The organism is Thalassobacter sp. 16PALIMAR09, from assembly GCF_000765485.1.
Classification (GTDB): Bacteria; Pseudomonadota; Alphaproteobacteria; order Rhodobacterales; family Rhodobacteraceae; genus Thalassobacter; species Thalassobacter stenotrophicus.
Genome location: NZ_JHAK01000006.1, coordinates 133,228 through 145,547 on the forward strand (window position 1 = coordinate 133,228; position 12,320 = coordinate 145,547).

At 60.8% G+C, this 12,320-nt stretch carries 15 protein-coding genes; 8 read left to right on the forward strand and 7 right to left on the reverse strand.

Features of this window, described 5'->3' with window-relative positions:
- Positions 1-54: 54 nt before the first annotated feature.
- Positions 55-324, reverse strand: coding sequence for a 30S ribosomal protein S15 (rpsO, locus tag PM04_RS12900; protein ID WP_038007491.1), 270 nt, complete (start codon positions 322-324; stop codon positions 55-57).
- Between the two features lie 241 nt (positions 325-565).
- Here rpsO and PM04_RS12905 point away from each other — a divergent pair, with 241 nt between their 5' ends.
- The gene (locus tag PM04_RS12905; protein ID WP_038007492.1) at positions 566-1,522 is read left to right on the forward strand and encodes a pirin family protein; all 957 of its coding nucleotides are present in this window, start codon (positions 566-568) and stop codon (positions 1,520-1,522) included.
- 3 nt (positions 1,523-1,525) lie between these two features.
- Here PM04_RS12905 and PM04_RS12910 read toward each other — a convergent pair whose 3' ends face one another.
- The 5 genes from PM04_RS12910 to rbfA form a co-directional block, all read right to left on the reverse strand.
- Positions 1,526-2,038, reverse strand: coding sequence for a DUF1643 domain-containing protein (locus tag PM04_RS12910; protein ID WP_038007667.1), 513 nt, complete (start codon positions 2,036-2,038; stop codon positions 1,526-1,528).
- A 60-nt stretch (positions 2,039-2,098) separates the two neighbouring features.
- Positions 2,099-2,563, reverse strand: coding sequence for a hypothetical protein (locus PM04_RS12915; RefSeq protein WP_038007494.1), 465 nt, complete (start codon positions 2,561-2,563; stop codon positions 2,099-2,101).
- A 221-nt stretch (positions 2,564-2,784) separates the two neighbouring features.
- Positions 2,785-3,699, reverse strand: coding sequence for a tRNA pseudouridine(55) synthase TruB (gene truB / locus PM04_RS12920; RefSeq protein ID WP_038007495.1), 915 nt, complete (start codon positions 3,697-3,699; stop codon positions 2,785-2,787).
- Between the two features lie 58 nt (positions 3,700-3,757).
- A complete protein-coding gene (locus PM04_RS12925) occupies positions 3,758-4,471 on the reverse strand; it encodes a phosphodiester glycosidase family protein (protein WP_038007498.1) in 714 nt (237 codons plus the stop codon).
- The gene (rbfA, locus tag PM04_RS12930; RefSeq protein ID WP_038007501.1) at positions 4,468-4,890 is read right to left on the reverse strand and encodes a 30S ribosome-binding factor RbfA; all 423 of its coding nucleotides are present in this window, start codon (positions 4,888-4,890) and stop codon (positions 4,468-4,470) included. Before rbfA ends, PM04_RS12925 begins: the two co-directional genes overlap by 4 nt.
- A gap of 119 nt (positions 4,891-5,009) precedes the next feature.
- Between rbfA and dapB the strand changes: the two genes are divergently transcribed.
- Together dapB and PM04_RS12940 are read left to right on the forward strand one after the other, a co-directional pair.
- Positions 5,010-5,834 (forward strand): 4-hydroxy-tetrahydrodipicolinate reductase, encoded by an 825-nt coding sequence (gene dapB / locus PM04_RS12935; RefSeq protein ID WP_038007504.1) that lies wholly within the window; start codon positions 5,010-5,012, stop codon positions 5,832-5,834.
- A 51-nt stretch (positions 5,835-5,885) separates the two neighbouring features.
- On the forward strand, positions 5,886-6,248 hold the full coding sequence (locus PM04_RS12940) for a hypothetical protein (protein WP_038007506.1): 363 nt from the start codon (positions 5,886-5,888) through the stop codon (positions 6,246-6,248).
- Positions 6,249-6,254: 6 nt separating this feature from the next.
- Here PM04_RS12940 and PM04_RS12945 read toward each other — a convergent pair whose 3' ends face one another.
- Positions 6,255-6,488 (reverse strand): DUF1674 domain-containing protein, encoded by a 234-nt coding sequence (locus PM04_RS12945; RefSeq protein ID WP_038007669.1) that lies wholly within the window; start codon positions 6,486-6,488, stop codon positions 6,255-6,257.
- A 46-nt stretch (positions 6,489-6,534) separates the two neighbouring features.
- Here PM04_RS12945 and PM04_RS12950 point away from each other — a divergent pair, with 46 nt between their 5' ends.
- The 5 genes from PM04_RS12950 to PM04_RS12970 are packed head-to-tail and all read left to right on the forward strand — an operon-like array spanning position 6,535 to position 12,289.
- Entirely contained in the window at positions 6,535-7,800 is a 1,266-nt protein-coding gene (locus PM04_RS12950) for an RsmB/NOP family class I SAM-dependent RNA methyltransferase (RefSeq protein ID WP_038007507.1), read from the forward strand.
- Between the two features lie 55 nt (positions 7,801-7,855).
- Complete coding sequence (locus tag PM04_RS12955; RefSeq protein ID WP_081946104.1) at positions 7,856-9,577, forward strand: heparinase II/III family protein; 1,722 nt, start codon at positions 7,856-7,858, stop codon at positions 9,575-9,577.
- Between the two features lie 57 nt (positions 9,578-9,634).
- On the forward strand, positions 9,635-11,224 hold the full coding sequence (gene purH / locus PM04_RS12960; RefSeq protein WP_038007510.1) for a bifunctional phosphoribosylaminoimidazolecarboxamide formyltransferase/IMP cyclohydrolase: 1,590 nt from the start codon (positions 9,635-9,637) through the stop codon (positions 11,222-11,224).
- A gap of 10 nt (positions 11,225-11,234) precedes the next feature.
- Entirely contained in the window at positions 11,235-11,705 is a 471-nt protein-coding gene (gene lspA / locus PM04_RS12965) for a signal peptidase II (RefSeq protein ID WP_038007513.1), read from the forward strand.
- Between the two features lie 56 nt (positions 11,706-11,761).
- A complete protein-coding gene (locus PM04_RS12970; protein WP_038007514.1) occupies positions 11,762-12,289 on the forward strand; it encodes a DUF3035 domain-containing protein in 528 nt (175 codons plus the stop codon).
- Positions 12,290-12,320: the final 31 nt, after the last annotated feature.

A 12,320-nucleotide genomic window follows, 5' to 3' on the forward strand; every position in this document is an offset into this window, starting at 1 on the left:
AACGAAAAACGCTCGCACCAAGATGCGAGCGTTTCTTTTAACTATCGAAGCGACTTAGCGGCGGATGCCGAGACGCTTGATGATGTCTTGGTAGCGCGCTTCGTCTTTGCCACGTGTGTAGTCAAGAAGCTTACGGCGCAGAGCAACCATCTTCAGAAGGCCACGACGGCCGTGGTTGTCTTTTTTGTGTGTTTTGAAGTGCTCAGTGAGCGTGGAGATCCGCGAGGTCAGGATCGCAATCTGCACTTCGGGCGAACCAGTGTCGCCTTCTTTGGTTGCGAATTCTTTGATCAGGCGGTTTTTTTCTTCAACTGTGATCGACATCGGGGTCTCCTATGGTTTGAGTGAATGGCACAAGCCGGGATGTCGTCCAGCAGGGCCCTTGGAGAAGTGAGGGCAGTTAGGACGATTCCACATCCGATGCAACCCATTGCGCGCAGCCGCGGCAGCGACCTTTGTGCGAAAATGCACGTGCGGTGCGTTTTCGCGGCAGTGGCGCTTTGGCGTTTTTACATCATATGGTTAACAAATTCCCTACGGCCCCGCAGTCAGAAAGGTGACCCAGATGAGTTGGAACCCGACCCAAAGTCCCGAATGCCCAAGCGCCGCCGGTGCGTTGGAAACACTGATCGTTCCCCGTGCGCGGGATATCGGCGGGTTTGATGTGCGCCGCGCGCTGCCATCGCCCAAGCGCCAGATGGTTGGGCCGTTCATCTTTTTCGATCAAATGGGTCCGGCGGAATTCATCACCGATGGCGGGATCGATGTGCGCCCGCATCCGCACATTGGTCTCGGGACCGTGACATACCTTTATCAAGGTGAGTTTGAGCATCGCGATAGCATCGGCACCCATCAAATGATTTATCCCGGTGAGGTGAATTGGATGACGGCTGGCCGAGGTGTCACCCACTCGGAGCGGACCTCAGAAGAGACACGCGCCACCCGCAACAAGCTGTTCGGCATTCAGACGTGGATCGCCCTGCCAGAGGACAAAGAGGACATCGCCCCCGATTTTGAGCACCACAAAGAGGCTGCTCTCCCGGTGATTGCGGACACAGGTGTGACTGCGCGGCTGATCCTTGGGGATGCCTACGGCGAAACCAGCCCTGTCACGATGCATTCTGAGACGTTTTATGCTGACGTTGTATTGGCTGCTGGGGCCTCCTTCCCCCTGCCGGATAATCATGAGGATCGCGGGATCTACGTGACCGAGGGCAGCATTGAGGTCGCGGGTGATACGTTTCCAGCGGGTCGGATGATGGTGTTCCGCCCCGGCGATTCCATTTCCGCCAAAGCAGGTCCTCAGGGCGCGCGGCTGATGGTGCTGGGCGGCGCGACGATGAATGAAAAGCGCTATATTTGGTGGAACTTCGTGTCGTCCTCAAAGGACAAGATCGAAGAGGCCAAAGAGGCGTGGATGGCGGCCGATTGGGAAAACGGCCCGTTTCAGCTGCCACCCGGCGATGATGATGAACACATCCCAATCACGCCTGAGTATGCGCGCACCACGCCCAAGGACTAGGGTCTAGGCGGGGTGCCACGGCTCTGGCTGGGTCGTGTAGCTGATGTAAAGCGGGTGTTTCGGATGGCCCGCTTTGCTCAGCCCTAGGTGCAACAACGGCACGCCCGTTGGGCGCAACAGCGCCTCAACCGCAATCCCGCGCCCCATATGTGCGCCGTGCGTGCCCCAAGCGCAGACCACCTGTGTGGCCCAATCCGCGGCCTCTAGGATGGCGGCGTCATTACCTGCACCGATGGGATCGGCAGCGGCGCGCATGTCGCGCGGGTCTGTGGCGCGAAGTGCAAAGATATTCGTGACCCGAAATGCGCCGAACCCCAAGGCCCGCGCCCGGCGTTCGCAGCGTTCCACCGTGGGGTCGTTTTGCACCTCCGTCGCGGTGGAGGGGTTGAGCATCAGGAAATTCACCCGCGCGCCGCTGTCGTCCCATGTGCGGGTCAACGCGTAGCGGTATGTTTCACAATTCGAATAGGTCGCCACGGAGGGGGCGTCGTCTTTGATATGTGTGCGTGTGATCATGACGGGTGGCATATACGAACGGCCACCCCTGAGGAAAGGGGCGGCCGCGTGTTGGTCTGTTTAGGCGTGTGCGGGTTCTTCGGCCTCTCGCTCTAGCACCCATGCGGCGACAAGCGCGAAGAGGATATGCCCCCAAAGCGCGACCCAAGTGATGCCCGTAAACCCGAGGAAGGGTTTCAGCCCGGCCACAAGATGCGCCATACCATACAGGGCAAAAACCCACAGCCCGATGCCATAGCCAATGGCGACACCGCTCCAATGCAGGTTTGGCAGAATTTTTCCAGCAATGGGCCGTGCGACGAGCAGATAGCCCAGCGGATAGGCAAGCAGCCCCGTCATGATATGCAGCGCATCAGCAGCGCCTTTGGGTGAGCTACCAAAAACCGCGTTGAGCGTGCCATTGGCAAGGCCCACAGGGGCAAGTTTTGCAAAGCCAAAAAGCGGGGAAAGCCCTTGGCCGAATAGGTCAAACGCGATGGTCGCGAGCGCACCTGCGGTGAGGATTTGAAAGAAAGAGCGGTTCATTGTGCAGTCCTAAAAATGGTGGACCGTGCGGTGTGTGTTATGTGTGTGTGACGCACGGCCCGTTGATGTGATTGCACTTAGGATGCAGGCAAAACGCGCAGCGGGATACACGCCTCACGGCGAGGTGTAGGCGCGTTCCTATCACCGTGATTGGCTGTAACAATTAGACGGTGTTTGGGGGGCAACGGGCTGCGACTGACATGCCTGTCCCCCCAAATGTTTCAACTTTGGAAGGTTTGAAACACCTTCGAGGGGTGCAATTCACCGCTCCGGTAGGTTCCGATGGCAACGGCTTTGCCATCTAGCGCGGCCCACGCCTCTTCGCCGTAGTCAACGTCAGAGGAAAAGACCATTCCGGGATTGCCGTTGCGCAGTTTCGCGGCGCCGTCGGCGGCGCAAGGCAGCATTGGCAAATCCTCTAGGCCTAATTCCAAGGGTTGGATGTGGGTGTCTAGCTCGGGTGTTTGTGCCAAGGCATCGACTTGGTCAAAGGGCAGCGCGGCTTCGGCCTCAAACGGGCCAGACCATGTGCGGCGCAACCACGCGACATGCCCCAAGCAGCCCAAATCCGCGCCCAGATCGCGCGCGATTGACCGGACATAGCCGCCTTTGCCGCAGACCATCTCAAGCAGGACAGTATCAGGGCCCGTCCGCTCAATCAGATCCAGACTATCCACCCAAAGGGGGCGTGCGGCCAGTTCCATCACCTCACCCTCGCGGGCGATGTCATAGGCGCGTTCACCATCGACCTTTACGGCGGAAAACTGCGGCGGGACCTGCATGATATCGCCACGGTAGGCGGCAAGTGCAGATTCGATTTCAGCGTCCGTGGGACGGGCATCAGACGTTTCAATCACTTCACCGCTTGCGTCGTCGGTGGTGGTAGAGGCCCCCAACCGCACTTCGAACCGGTAGCATTTCAGCGCATCGGTAATGTAGGGCACGGTTTTTGTGGCCTCACCCAAGGCGACGGCCAGAACGCCTGTTGCGTCAGGGTCCAAGGTCCCTGCGTGGCCGGCTTTCTGAGCGCCCAACGCCCAGCGAACCTTGTTGACCACAGCGGTTGAGGTCACGCCCGCAGGCTTGTCCACAACCAGCCATCCGTGCACTGCGCGACCCTTGCGTTTGCGTCCCATGTGTTTTGATCCGTCCTGAAAGATGAAGGCCGCGTGCTACTGCGCCCGTGTAAGCCCGTCAATCCGCGATCACGGCGACGATCGGCCCCAGAGGCAGGCCAAAGTCATTGCGCCCCACCGCGGGAGCATACAGCCGTGAGATCCGGCCATCGAAATATAGTGCATTCGGCAGGTCCAGAGCATCGCGGAAAAGGGTTCCGAATTCGTGAAAGGTGACCGCATCATCCGAGATGGCAAAAACAACGCGTTGCCCATCGGCCGAAGTGCCCACCCCGTTGCGAATGTTGCGTGACGTGCTGCCGGGCAGAAACCGTGGGTGCAGTGCGCCGTCGATCACCAACATCGGCCCCGATTGCGTGGCATCGGTGCAAGCGGGTTGGTTTGCGGCAAATGCGCGGCTTTCGATCACATCTGAGCGATCCGCGCGCAGGCAAAAGACCCCGTTGGGAAGAAGGCCAAAGTTCCCCGGCCCAGCGCGGGTGACGATCGGGGCTTCTTGGATGCCGTCCTCAATGTACAGGCCCACGGGGCGGCGATCATCGTGATACATGCCCGCGTTCATCGCCATGACAATGGTGCCGTCAACGCGGGATTTCACGGATGAGAACGCACCAAGGATGTTTCCCGCTTCATCACGCAGGAACAGTTCCACACGGGCGTCTGGCGCGACTTCGCATACGGTAAAGCGCGCATCACGGTGCGTGATCTGCTCACAGGCCACTGCGGGCGCGGTCAACAAGCAAAGAAGTGCAATGGCCGCGCGCAGTATCATTCGGTGTCGGGGTCTTGGGGGGTATCCGGCTTGAGGTCTTGGGCCACGTGGTCGCTTGCCAAAAGCCGTTTGGTTTCGTCCATCTTGTCGAATGTCTCATCGATCAAAAAGCGGATCTCGGGCGAGTGTTTGATGGTCAGACCTTTGGACACGGCCCGGCGAATTTCACCCTTGTTGCGCTTGAGTGCTTCGATTGCGGCGGTCTTGTTGTCACCACCCAAGGGCAGGACGTAGGCCGTTGCGATCCGCAGATCGCCGGACACACGCACCTCGGACACAGTGATCGACAGCGCGTTTAGGTCGGGGTCATGCAGATCACCGCGCAACAGCAATTCCGACATGGTGCGTCGGATTAATTCGCCAACACGTAGCTGGCGTTGCGAGGGTCCGGCCCCATCAGAGAAAGTCGACTTGCCCATGGCGCGCCCCTTGGTTGTTTCGCCTCAGATAGGCCCGCAAGCGCAAGGGCGCAAGCAACCCGTTGCCTTTGGGCTGCGGATTGCGCATCAACGGGGCTCAATTCCCAGGAGGCAAAAACATGGTCCAATCACAGTCACAGACGCCCGGTATCGTTGTGATGGGCGGCTCGGGTCGCATGGGGCGGATGCTTATCGACGTGGTGCAAGCGTCCCCCGATTGTCGCCTTGTGGGCGTGACGGAACGTCCAGGCCACGACTGGGCGGGCCGGGATCTGGGCGCGTGTCTGGGTGGGGCGGATATCGGCGTGCCGGTGACGGATGATCCCATTGAGGTGGTCGCCAATGCGCAGGCCGTGATCGATTTTACAACGCCCGCCGCAACCCTCGCGATGTCCGAACTGACCGCACAGGCCCGTGCCGTGCATGTGATTGGCACCACGGGGCTATCGGATGAGGATATCGCAGCCCTCGGCCCTGCCGCGCGTCACGCTACGATTGTCCGCGCAGGCAACATGAGCCTCGGGGTTAACCTGTTGACCCAGGTGGTGAAACAGGTCGCCGCTGCGTTGGACGCCGACTACGATATTGAGGTCATTGAGGGCCACCACCGTCACAAAGTCGACGCACCCTCTGGGACTGCGCTGATGTTGGGTGAAGCGGCAGCCGAAGGGCGCGGCGTTTCACTGGCGGATGTTGCGGACCGTGGCCGGGACGGGATCACTGGCGCGCGGGAACGCGGGGCCATAGGTTTTCACGCCATCCGCGGCGGCGACATCATTGGTGAACATGACGTCCTCTTTGCCGCCGAGGGAGAGCGTTTGACCCTGCGCCACGTTGCCAGCGACCGTTCAGTTTTTGCCCGCGGGGCACTGAAGGCCGCCCTTTGGGGGCAGGACAAAGGCCCCGGTGCATTTGATATGCTCGACGTTTTGGGGCTGAAATAAATCCAAATGTCATAGTCCTGCGTATACTCTGCATCACCAAGGAGTGATGTTATGGTTAAACGTTGGACGGCTTTGGCAGCCTTTGGGGCGGTCATGCTGATGTTGCCGGTGACGGCGCATGCATTTGAGAAAATAGATTCGCGGACGGATTTCGTCTCTTTGATTGATGGCAAGGCGCTGACACGCTTTGGGATCAAACTGGATGTCACCGGGCAGGGGGGCATCCTTGGCCGTGGCTTTGGGCGTGATGTCACGGGCGCTTGGCAATGGCAGGGCAACTACTTTTGCCGGTCGCTTTACTGGGGCACCTATGACCTTGGCTACAATTGCCAAGAGGTCCGCGTGAACGGAGATACGCTGCGGTTCACGTCCGATCAGGGTGCTGGAGATTCCGCCGATCTGAAGTTGCGCTAGGCGCAATCAAAAATCGATCGCGATGCCCTTTTTCTCCCAATCGCCATAGCGGACGGGTTCCGGCCCGTCGCGTCCGCCCAATTCTGTCGGCATCTCGGCGGCGGCTTGCGCGGCTTTGCGTGCGTCGGCTTCCTCAAGGGCGCGGCGCGCGACTTCGGGAAGCTTGGCGCGACGCTCAGCTTCGGTTTCCCGTGGGGTGTCGGGATCAACTTCGGGCGGGGTGGGTGTTGTGTCAGCCATGGCCTTTGATATACGCGTGACTTCCGCAGACTCAAGAGAAAGCGCCATGTCCGCAACGCCCATCGCCTCAGGTCAGGACGCCCGCAACGGCGCGCTCAGGCTGCTTCACGCTGTTCTTATCGAAAAACGGATGCTCACCGAGGCGCAATCCGACCTTTCCATGTATGGGGCCGATGCCGCGCGCGCCGGCCGTTTGGCGGGGTTGGTGCTGCGCCACCTCAGTCGGATTGACGCCTTGTTGCGCCCGCACCTCAAACGCGCCCCCGCGCTTCGGACGCAGGCAATTCTGCGGCTGGCCGTGGCGGAATTGATGCTGGACGACGCCGCTCCGCATGGTGTGGTCGATAGTGCGGTGTCCCTTGCCGGGGCAGTGCCCAAAACGGCCAAGCAATCGGGTCTTGTGAATGCCGTTCTGCGCAAAGTGGCACAGGACCGCGCCGGGTGGGATGCGTTGCCCAGTGCAACCCTGCCGCCGTGGCTGCGCAAACCTATCGCCAAGGCCTATGGCCGGGACCGGCTTGAGGCGATTGAGGCCGCGCATTTGGCGCAAGTGCCGCTAGATTTAACGATGAAAGCCGCGATGCCAGATGGGCTGCCCGGCACCGACTTGCCCACCGGTTCGCGCCGCATTGAGGGCGCGCAAGTGACGGCCCTTCCGGGGTTTGAGACCGGCGATTGGTGGGTGCAGGATGCGGCTGCCGCAACCCCTGTGCGCACTTTGGGCGATATTTCGGGGCTTCGGGTGTTGGACCTATGTGCCGCCCCCGGCGGCAAAACCATGCAAATGGCAGCGGCTGGCGCGCACGTGACTGCACTTGATATCTCTGAGGGACGCGTGCGGCGTCTGCGGGACAACCTCGCGCGGACCGGTCTTGCGGCGGATGTTATCGTTGCCGACGTGATGGAGTGGGAGCCCGAGGCCCCCTTCGATGTGGTCGTTCTGGATGCGCCATGTTCGGCCACGGGAACTATTCGCCGTCACCCGGACTTGCCGCATTTGCGGAAACCCGCCGAGATTGAGACCCTCACTCAGCTGCAGTATCAGATGCTCGACAGGGCGCTGGGCTTTGTCGCGCCGGAGGGGCGTTTGCTGTATTGCACATGCTCGCTTCTGCCCGTGGAGGGAGAATTCCAAGTCAAAGCAGCGCTTAAGCGTCACGCAGGCTGGAACGCGCTGCCGCTGGACCCCACCAACCTTGGCCTACCGGAGCAAGCTCAAAGCCCCCATGGCCTGCGGCTTTTGCCTGATCTTTGGGCGGAGCAGGGCGGCATGGACGGCTTTTACATCTCGGTGCTGCGTCGCGATGGGTGACAGGTTGCGCGTCAGCCCCTAGGATTGTTGCAAAACAAGACTGAGCAGACGCGCCATGGTGGCTTTCCCCACCTCACATCCTCGCTGGCCCAGACCGGGTACGGCCCGCAGGTTGCGGGTTTTGCTTGCGCATCCGGGGCGCGGCGCGCGCGCCTTTGTTAGTCATCCTCAGCCGCAGGCCATCGGGTCCTATCCCAAGGGGCGTCAGATCATGGCGGGTAACCTGCTGTTTGCAGGCGCACTGGTTGAACATCCCATATCCACATCTGTTTGGGCGGTTGATCCCCCGTCTGATGCCTTTGCCAACGCTTTGCACAGTTTCGAGTGGCTTGAGGATATTGCGGCCATTGGTGACACCGCCGCGCGAGAGACGGCGCAGGCATGGACGCTCGACTGGATCGCGCGGTTTGGCACCGGAAAGGGGCCGGGCTGGACCCCTGCGGTGACGGGTCGGCGGTTGGTGCGGTTGATCACGCATGCGCCAATGCTGCTGATGCATATGCCGCCCAAATCGCAGGCTTTGCTGTTTCACAGCCTCTCCCGACAAACGCTGTTTTTGCGCCGTGAATGGCCGCGTGGTCCGCAGGGGTTGCCTCGGATCGAGGCGTTGACCGGGTTGATCTATGCGGGTCTCACGCTTGAGGGGTATGAGCCCATCCGTGAAATCGCCCTCAAGGCGTTGGCGCGCACGGTTGCGGCCTGTGTGACGCCGGATGGTGGCGTGGCATCGCGCAACCCGGATGAGTTGCTTGAGGTCTTTACCTTGCTGGGGTGGGTTCGGTCCGCCCTAAGCGAAGGGGGCAAAGAGCCGGTATTTGAGATCGAGGCCGCGCTGCAACGGATCGCGCCCACCCTGCGGGCATTGCGCCATGTGGATGGTCAGTTGGCGCGGTTTCACGGCGGCAGTGGCGGCGCGCCGGGGCAGTTGGACAAGGCGTTGGTTCTCTCGGACATCCGCACACCCGCTGCCAAGGTTCAGGCAATGGGATACGACACGCTGCACCATGGCCGCACGACCGTCATTGTGGATGCGGCTGCCCCACCTACGGGTGAGGCTTCGGGTGCGGCCCACGCCAGTACGCTTGCGTTTGAGCTGAACTCCGACGGACACGGCGTGATCGTGAATTGCGGAGCGGGCTCTGCGTTTGGCCCCGATTGGGCGCGGGCCTGCCGGGCCACGGCAAGCCATTCGACAATGGGGTTGGATCGATATTCCTCGGCCCGCATCGGGCCCGAGGTGATTGGCGCAGAAGGGCCCATCGCACCGCTGGTTCAGGCCCCGCACAAAGTCATCGCCCAAAAGTCCGAAAGCCGCAAAATGACGACCCTAATCATGAGCCATGATGGGTATGTGCGCGGCCAAGGGTTGACCCACCTGCGCCGCCTCGCGCTAAGCTTGGATGGGCGCACATTGACGGCTGAGGATAGCCTGCGCGCCCTGACACGTGCGGACAAAGCACAGTTTGACAGGGTCATGGATGCCACCGGATTAGAAGGCATCGCGCTAAGCCTGCGGTTTCATCTGCATCCGGATACCGAGGCTGAAGTGGATTTGGGCGGTCGCGCCGTCTCGATCCAATTGCCCAACTCTGAGGTTTGGATTTTCCGTCCCGGTGAGGGCCGATTTGCCAGCCTTGCTCCCTCCGTGTATCTGGACCCGGCGCGATTAAAGCCACGCGCGACAAAACAGATCGTTTTATCCGACCGATTGGTGAAGTATGCCGCCACCATTGACTGGACCCTGACCAAGGCGCAGGACGCGCATGTGTCGCCCTAAGCCTAGGGCGTATCATCGCCGGGGCCGCCCGACCAAAGACCCAAGAGGACACCTCCTATGACCAATCTCGTGCCACTGCGCCGCGCGCTTATCTCCGTTTCAGACAAGACCGGGCTGCTGGACCTTGCACGTGCGTTGCACGCTCGGGGCGTTGAATTGCTGTCCACCGGGGGATCGGCCAAGACAATCCGGGACGCAGGTATCGCGGTGCGGGACGTGGCGGATGTGACAGGCTTCCCTGAAATGATGGATGGCCGGGTCAAGACGCTTCACCCCAAAGTGCACGGCGGCCTTCTTGCGCTGCGCGACAACCCCGAGCACACTGCGGCGATGGCAGAGCATGACATTGGGGCCATCGACCTGCTGGTCGTGAACCTTTATCCGTTTGAGGCCGCCCTTGCCCGTGGCGCGGACTACGGCGAAATGATCGAGAACATCGACATTGGCGGCCCCGCCATGATCCGTGCTGCTGCGAAAAACCACGGCTTTGTCACAACGATTGTCGATGTTGAGGATTACAGCGCCCTTTTGGCAGAGCTGGACGCCCAAGATGGTCAAACCAGCCTCGCATTCCGCCAGCGGCACGCGCAAATCGCTTATGCCCGCACGGGTGCCTATGACGCTGCGGTCTCAACCTGGATGGCCAGCGCCATCGGTGAGGAAACCCCCCGCCGCGTCGTTGTTGCCGGTGAGTTGACCCAAAGCCTGCGGTATGGCGAAAACCCGCACCAACAGGCTGCGTTCTATGTGGATGGCTCTGCGCGCACCGGCGTCGCCACCGCCGAGCAACATCAGGGCAAAGAGCTCAGCTACAACAACATCAACGACACCGATGCGGCGTTTGAGTTGGTCGCGGAGTTTGACCCCGCCGATGGCCCTGCCTGTGCAATCATTAAGCATGCAAACCCTTGCGGCGTGGCACGCGGTGCGACACTGGCCGAAGCCTACAGCAGCGCATTTGACTGCGACCGGACCTCAGCCTTTGGTGGGATCATCGCGCTGAACCAACCGCTGGACGGTGCCACGGCCGAACTGATTGGCGGCATCTTTACCGAAGTGATCATTGCCCCCGGTGCCGATGCCGATGCGCGCGAAATCTTGGGCAAAAAGAAAAACCTGCGCCTGTTAACCACGGACGGCTTGCCCAACCCACGCACCGCCCTGCGCAGCTACCGTCAGGTTGCAGGCGGGATGTTGGTGCAGGACAAGGATGCGGGCCACATCGGGCTTGATGACCTAAAAGTTGTGACCAAACGCGCGCCTTCTGATGCGGAATTGGCCGACCTGCTGTTCGCATGGAAAGTCGCCAAACACGTGAAATCCAACGCTATCGTATACGTCAAAGATAAGGCCACCGTCGGTGTCGGCGCAGGCCAGATGAGCCGTGTGGACAGCGCGCTTATCGCGGCCAAAAAGGCCGAGCGTATGGCTGAGGCACTTTCGTTGCCACAACCCCTGACCATTGGGTCGGCTGTGGCTTCGGATGCGTTCTTCCCGTTTGCCGATGGTCTGTTAGAGGCCGCTGCCGCCGGTGCCACCAGTGTGATCCAGCCGGGCGGTTCCATGCGCGACGATGAAGTCATCGCTGCCGCCGATGAGGCCGGTCTTGCGATGGTGTTCACTGGCATGCGCCACTTCCGGCACTAAGGTCCAAAACATGCGATTGATCTTCATATGGGCCACCGTGGCCTTTGCCATCGACCAGATGTCCAAGGTTGCCGTGGTTCATATGCTGGACCTCAAGACGCGGTTGGCGCTGGATGTGGTGCCGCCGCTGTTGAATTTTCGCATGGGGTGGAACCGGGGCGTGAACTTTGGGCTTTTTGCCCAAGACAGTGATATGACGCGCTGGGTTTTGATCGCGCTGGCGCTGGGCATCTCGGGGTGGCTGGTCCACTGGGCGCGTCGTTTGCCGCGACCCATCGCGCGGGTGTCGGCAGGGATGATTGTGGGCGGGGCATTGGCCAATGCGCTGGACCGGGTGATTTACGGCGCCGTTGCGGACTTTCTCAACATGTCCTGCTGCGGCATCCAAAACCCGTTTACCTTCAACATTGCCGATATCTTTATCTTTGCTGGCGCATTCGGTTTGGTGTTCTTTGCCGACGAGACGAAAAAGCCCGCGTGACGGCGTCCGTTCTTTGCGGTAAACGAACTCACGAGTAGCAGGAAAGTCTTGGACCAATGGGAAAACTTCGGGTCAGCCTAATGAGCCTTGCCGCCCTTGTGGCGTTGTCAGCCTGTGGGGACCGGGATGCGGCCCCTAACCTGATGAACCTGCGCAACACGGACAGAACGCCGGATGAATTTTCGATCCTGCCGACGACCCCATTGCTACAGCCCGAAACCTTTGCCGAACTGCCTGTACCGACGCCCGGTGGCGTCAATCGGACCGACCCAACCCCCGCAGCTGACGCAGTGGCCGCATTGGGTGGTCGCGTGGATGCGAGCGTTGGCGGTGACCGTGGGCTGATCGCGACCGTAACGCGCTACGGCGTGGGGTCCGACATTCGCACGACCCTCGCCACCGAGGATGAGGCGTTTCGCCGGGCCAATGATGGCCTGACGTTGGAGCGTTTGTTTAACGTTAACGTTTATTACAAATCCTACCGGCCCCAGTCGCTGGACAAGTACCGCGAACTGCAACGTTTGCGTGACGCAGGTGTTCGGACACCCGCCGCTCCCCCAAATCCTGCCCTGCTAGAGCAGTAGCCGCGCCCTCACGAGGTCGTCAGGAATAGGT

Bases quoted from the DNA above. Each gene is read 5' to 3' on its own strand.
- rpsO (WP_038007491.1), bottom strand. From the start codon at position 324: ATGTCGATCACAGTTGAAGAAAAAAACCGCCTGATCAAAGAATTCGCA.
- PM04_RS12905 (WP_038007492.1), top strand. From the start codon at position 566: ATGAGTTGGAACCCGACCCAAAGTCCCGAATGCCCAAGCGCCGCCGGT.
- PM04_RS12910 (WP_038007667.1), bottom strand. From the start codon at position 2,038: ATGATCACACGCACACATATCAAAGACGACGCCCCCTCCGTGGCGACC.
- PM04_RS12915 (WP_038007494.1), bottom strand. From the start codon at position 2,563: ATGAACCGCTCTTTCTTTCAAATCCTCACCGCAGGTGCGCTCGCGACC.
- truB (WP_038007495.1), bottom strand. From the start codon at position 3,699: ATGGGACGCAAACGCAAGGGTCGCGCAGTGCACGGATGGCTGGTTGTG.
- PM04_RS12925 (WP_038007498.1), bottom strand. From the start codon at position 4,471: ATGATACTGCGCGCGGCCATTGCACTTCTTTGCTTGTTGACCGCGCCC.
- rbfA (WP_038007501.1), bottom strand. From the start codon at position 4,890: ATGGGCAAGTCGACTTTCTCTGATGGGGCCGGACCCTCGCAACGCCAG.
- dapB (WP_038007504.1), top strand. From the start codon at position 5,010: ATGGTCCAATCACAGTCACAGACGCCCGGTATCGTTGTGATGGGCGGC.
- PM04_RS12940 (WP_038007506.1), top strand. From the start codon at position 5,886: ATGGTTAAACGTTGGACGGCTTTGGCAGCCTTTGGGGCGGTCATGCTG.
- PM04_RS12945 (WP_038007669.1), bottom strand. From the start codon at position 6,488: ATGGCTGACACAACACCCACCCCGCCCGAAGTTGATCCCGACACCCCA.
- PM04_RS12950 (WP_038007507.1), top strand. From the start codon at position 6,535: ATGTCCGCAACGCCCATCGCCTCAGGTCAGGACGCCCGCAACGGCGCG.
- PM04_RS12955 (WP_081946104.1), top strand. From the start codon at position 7,856: ATGGTGGCTTTCCCCACCTCACATCCTCGCTGGCCCAGACCGGGTACG.
- purH (WP_038007510.1), top strand. From the start codon at position 9,635: ATGACCAATCTCGTGCCACTGCGCCGCGCGCTTATCTCCGTTTCAGAC.
- lspA (WP_038007513.1), top strand. From the start codon at position 11,235: ATGCGATTGATCTTCATATGGGCCACCGTGGCCTTTGCCATCGACCAG.
- PM04_RS12970 (WP_038007514.1), top strand. From the start codon at position 11,762: ATGGGAAAACTTCGGGTCAGCCTAATGAGCCTTGCCGCCCTTGTGGCG.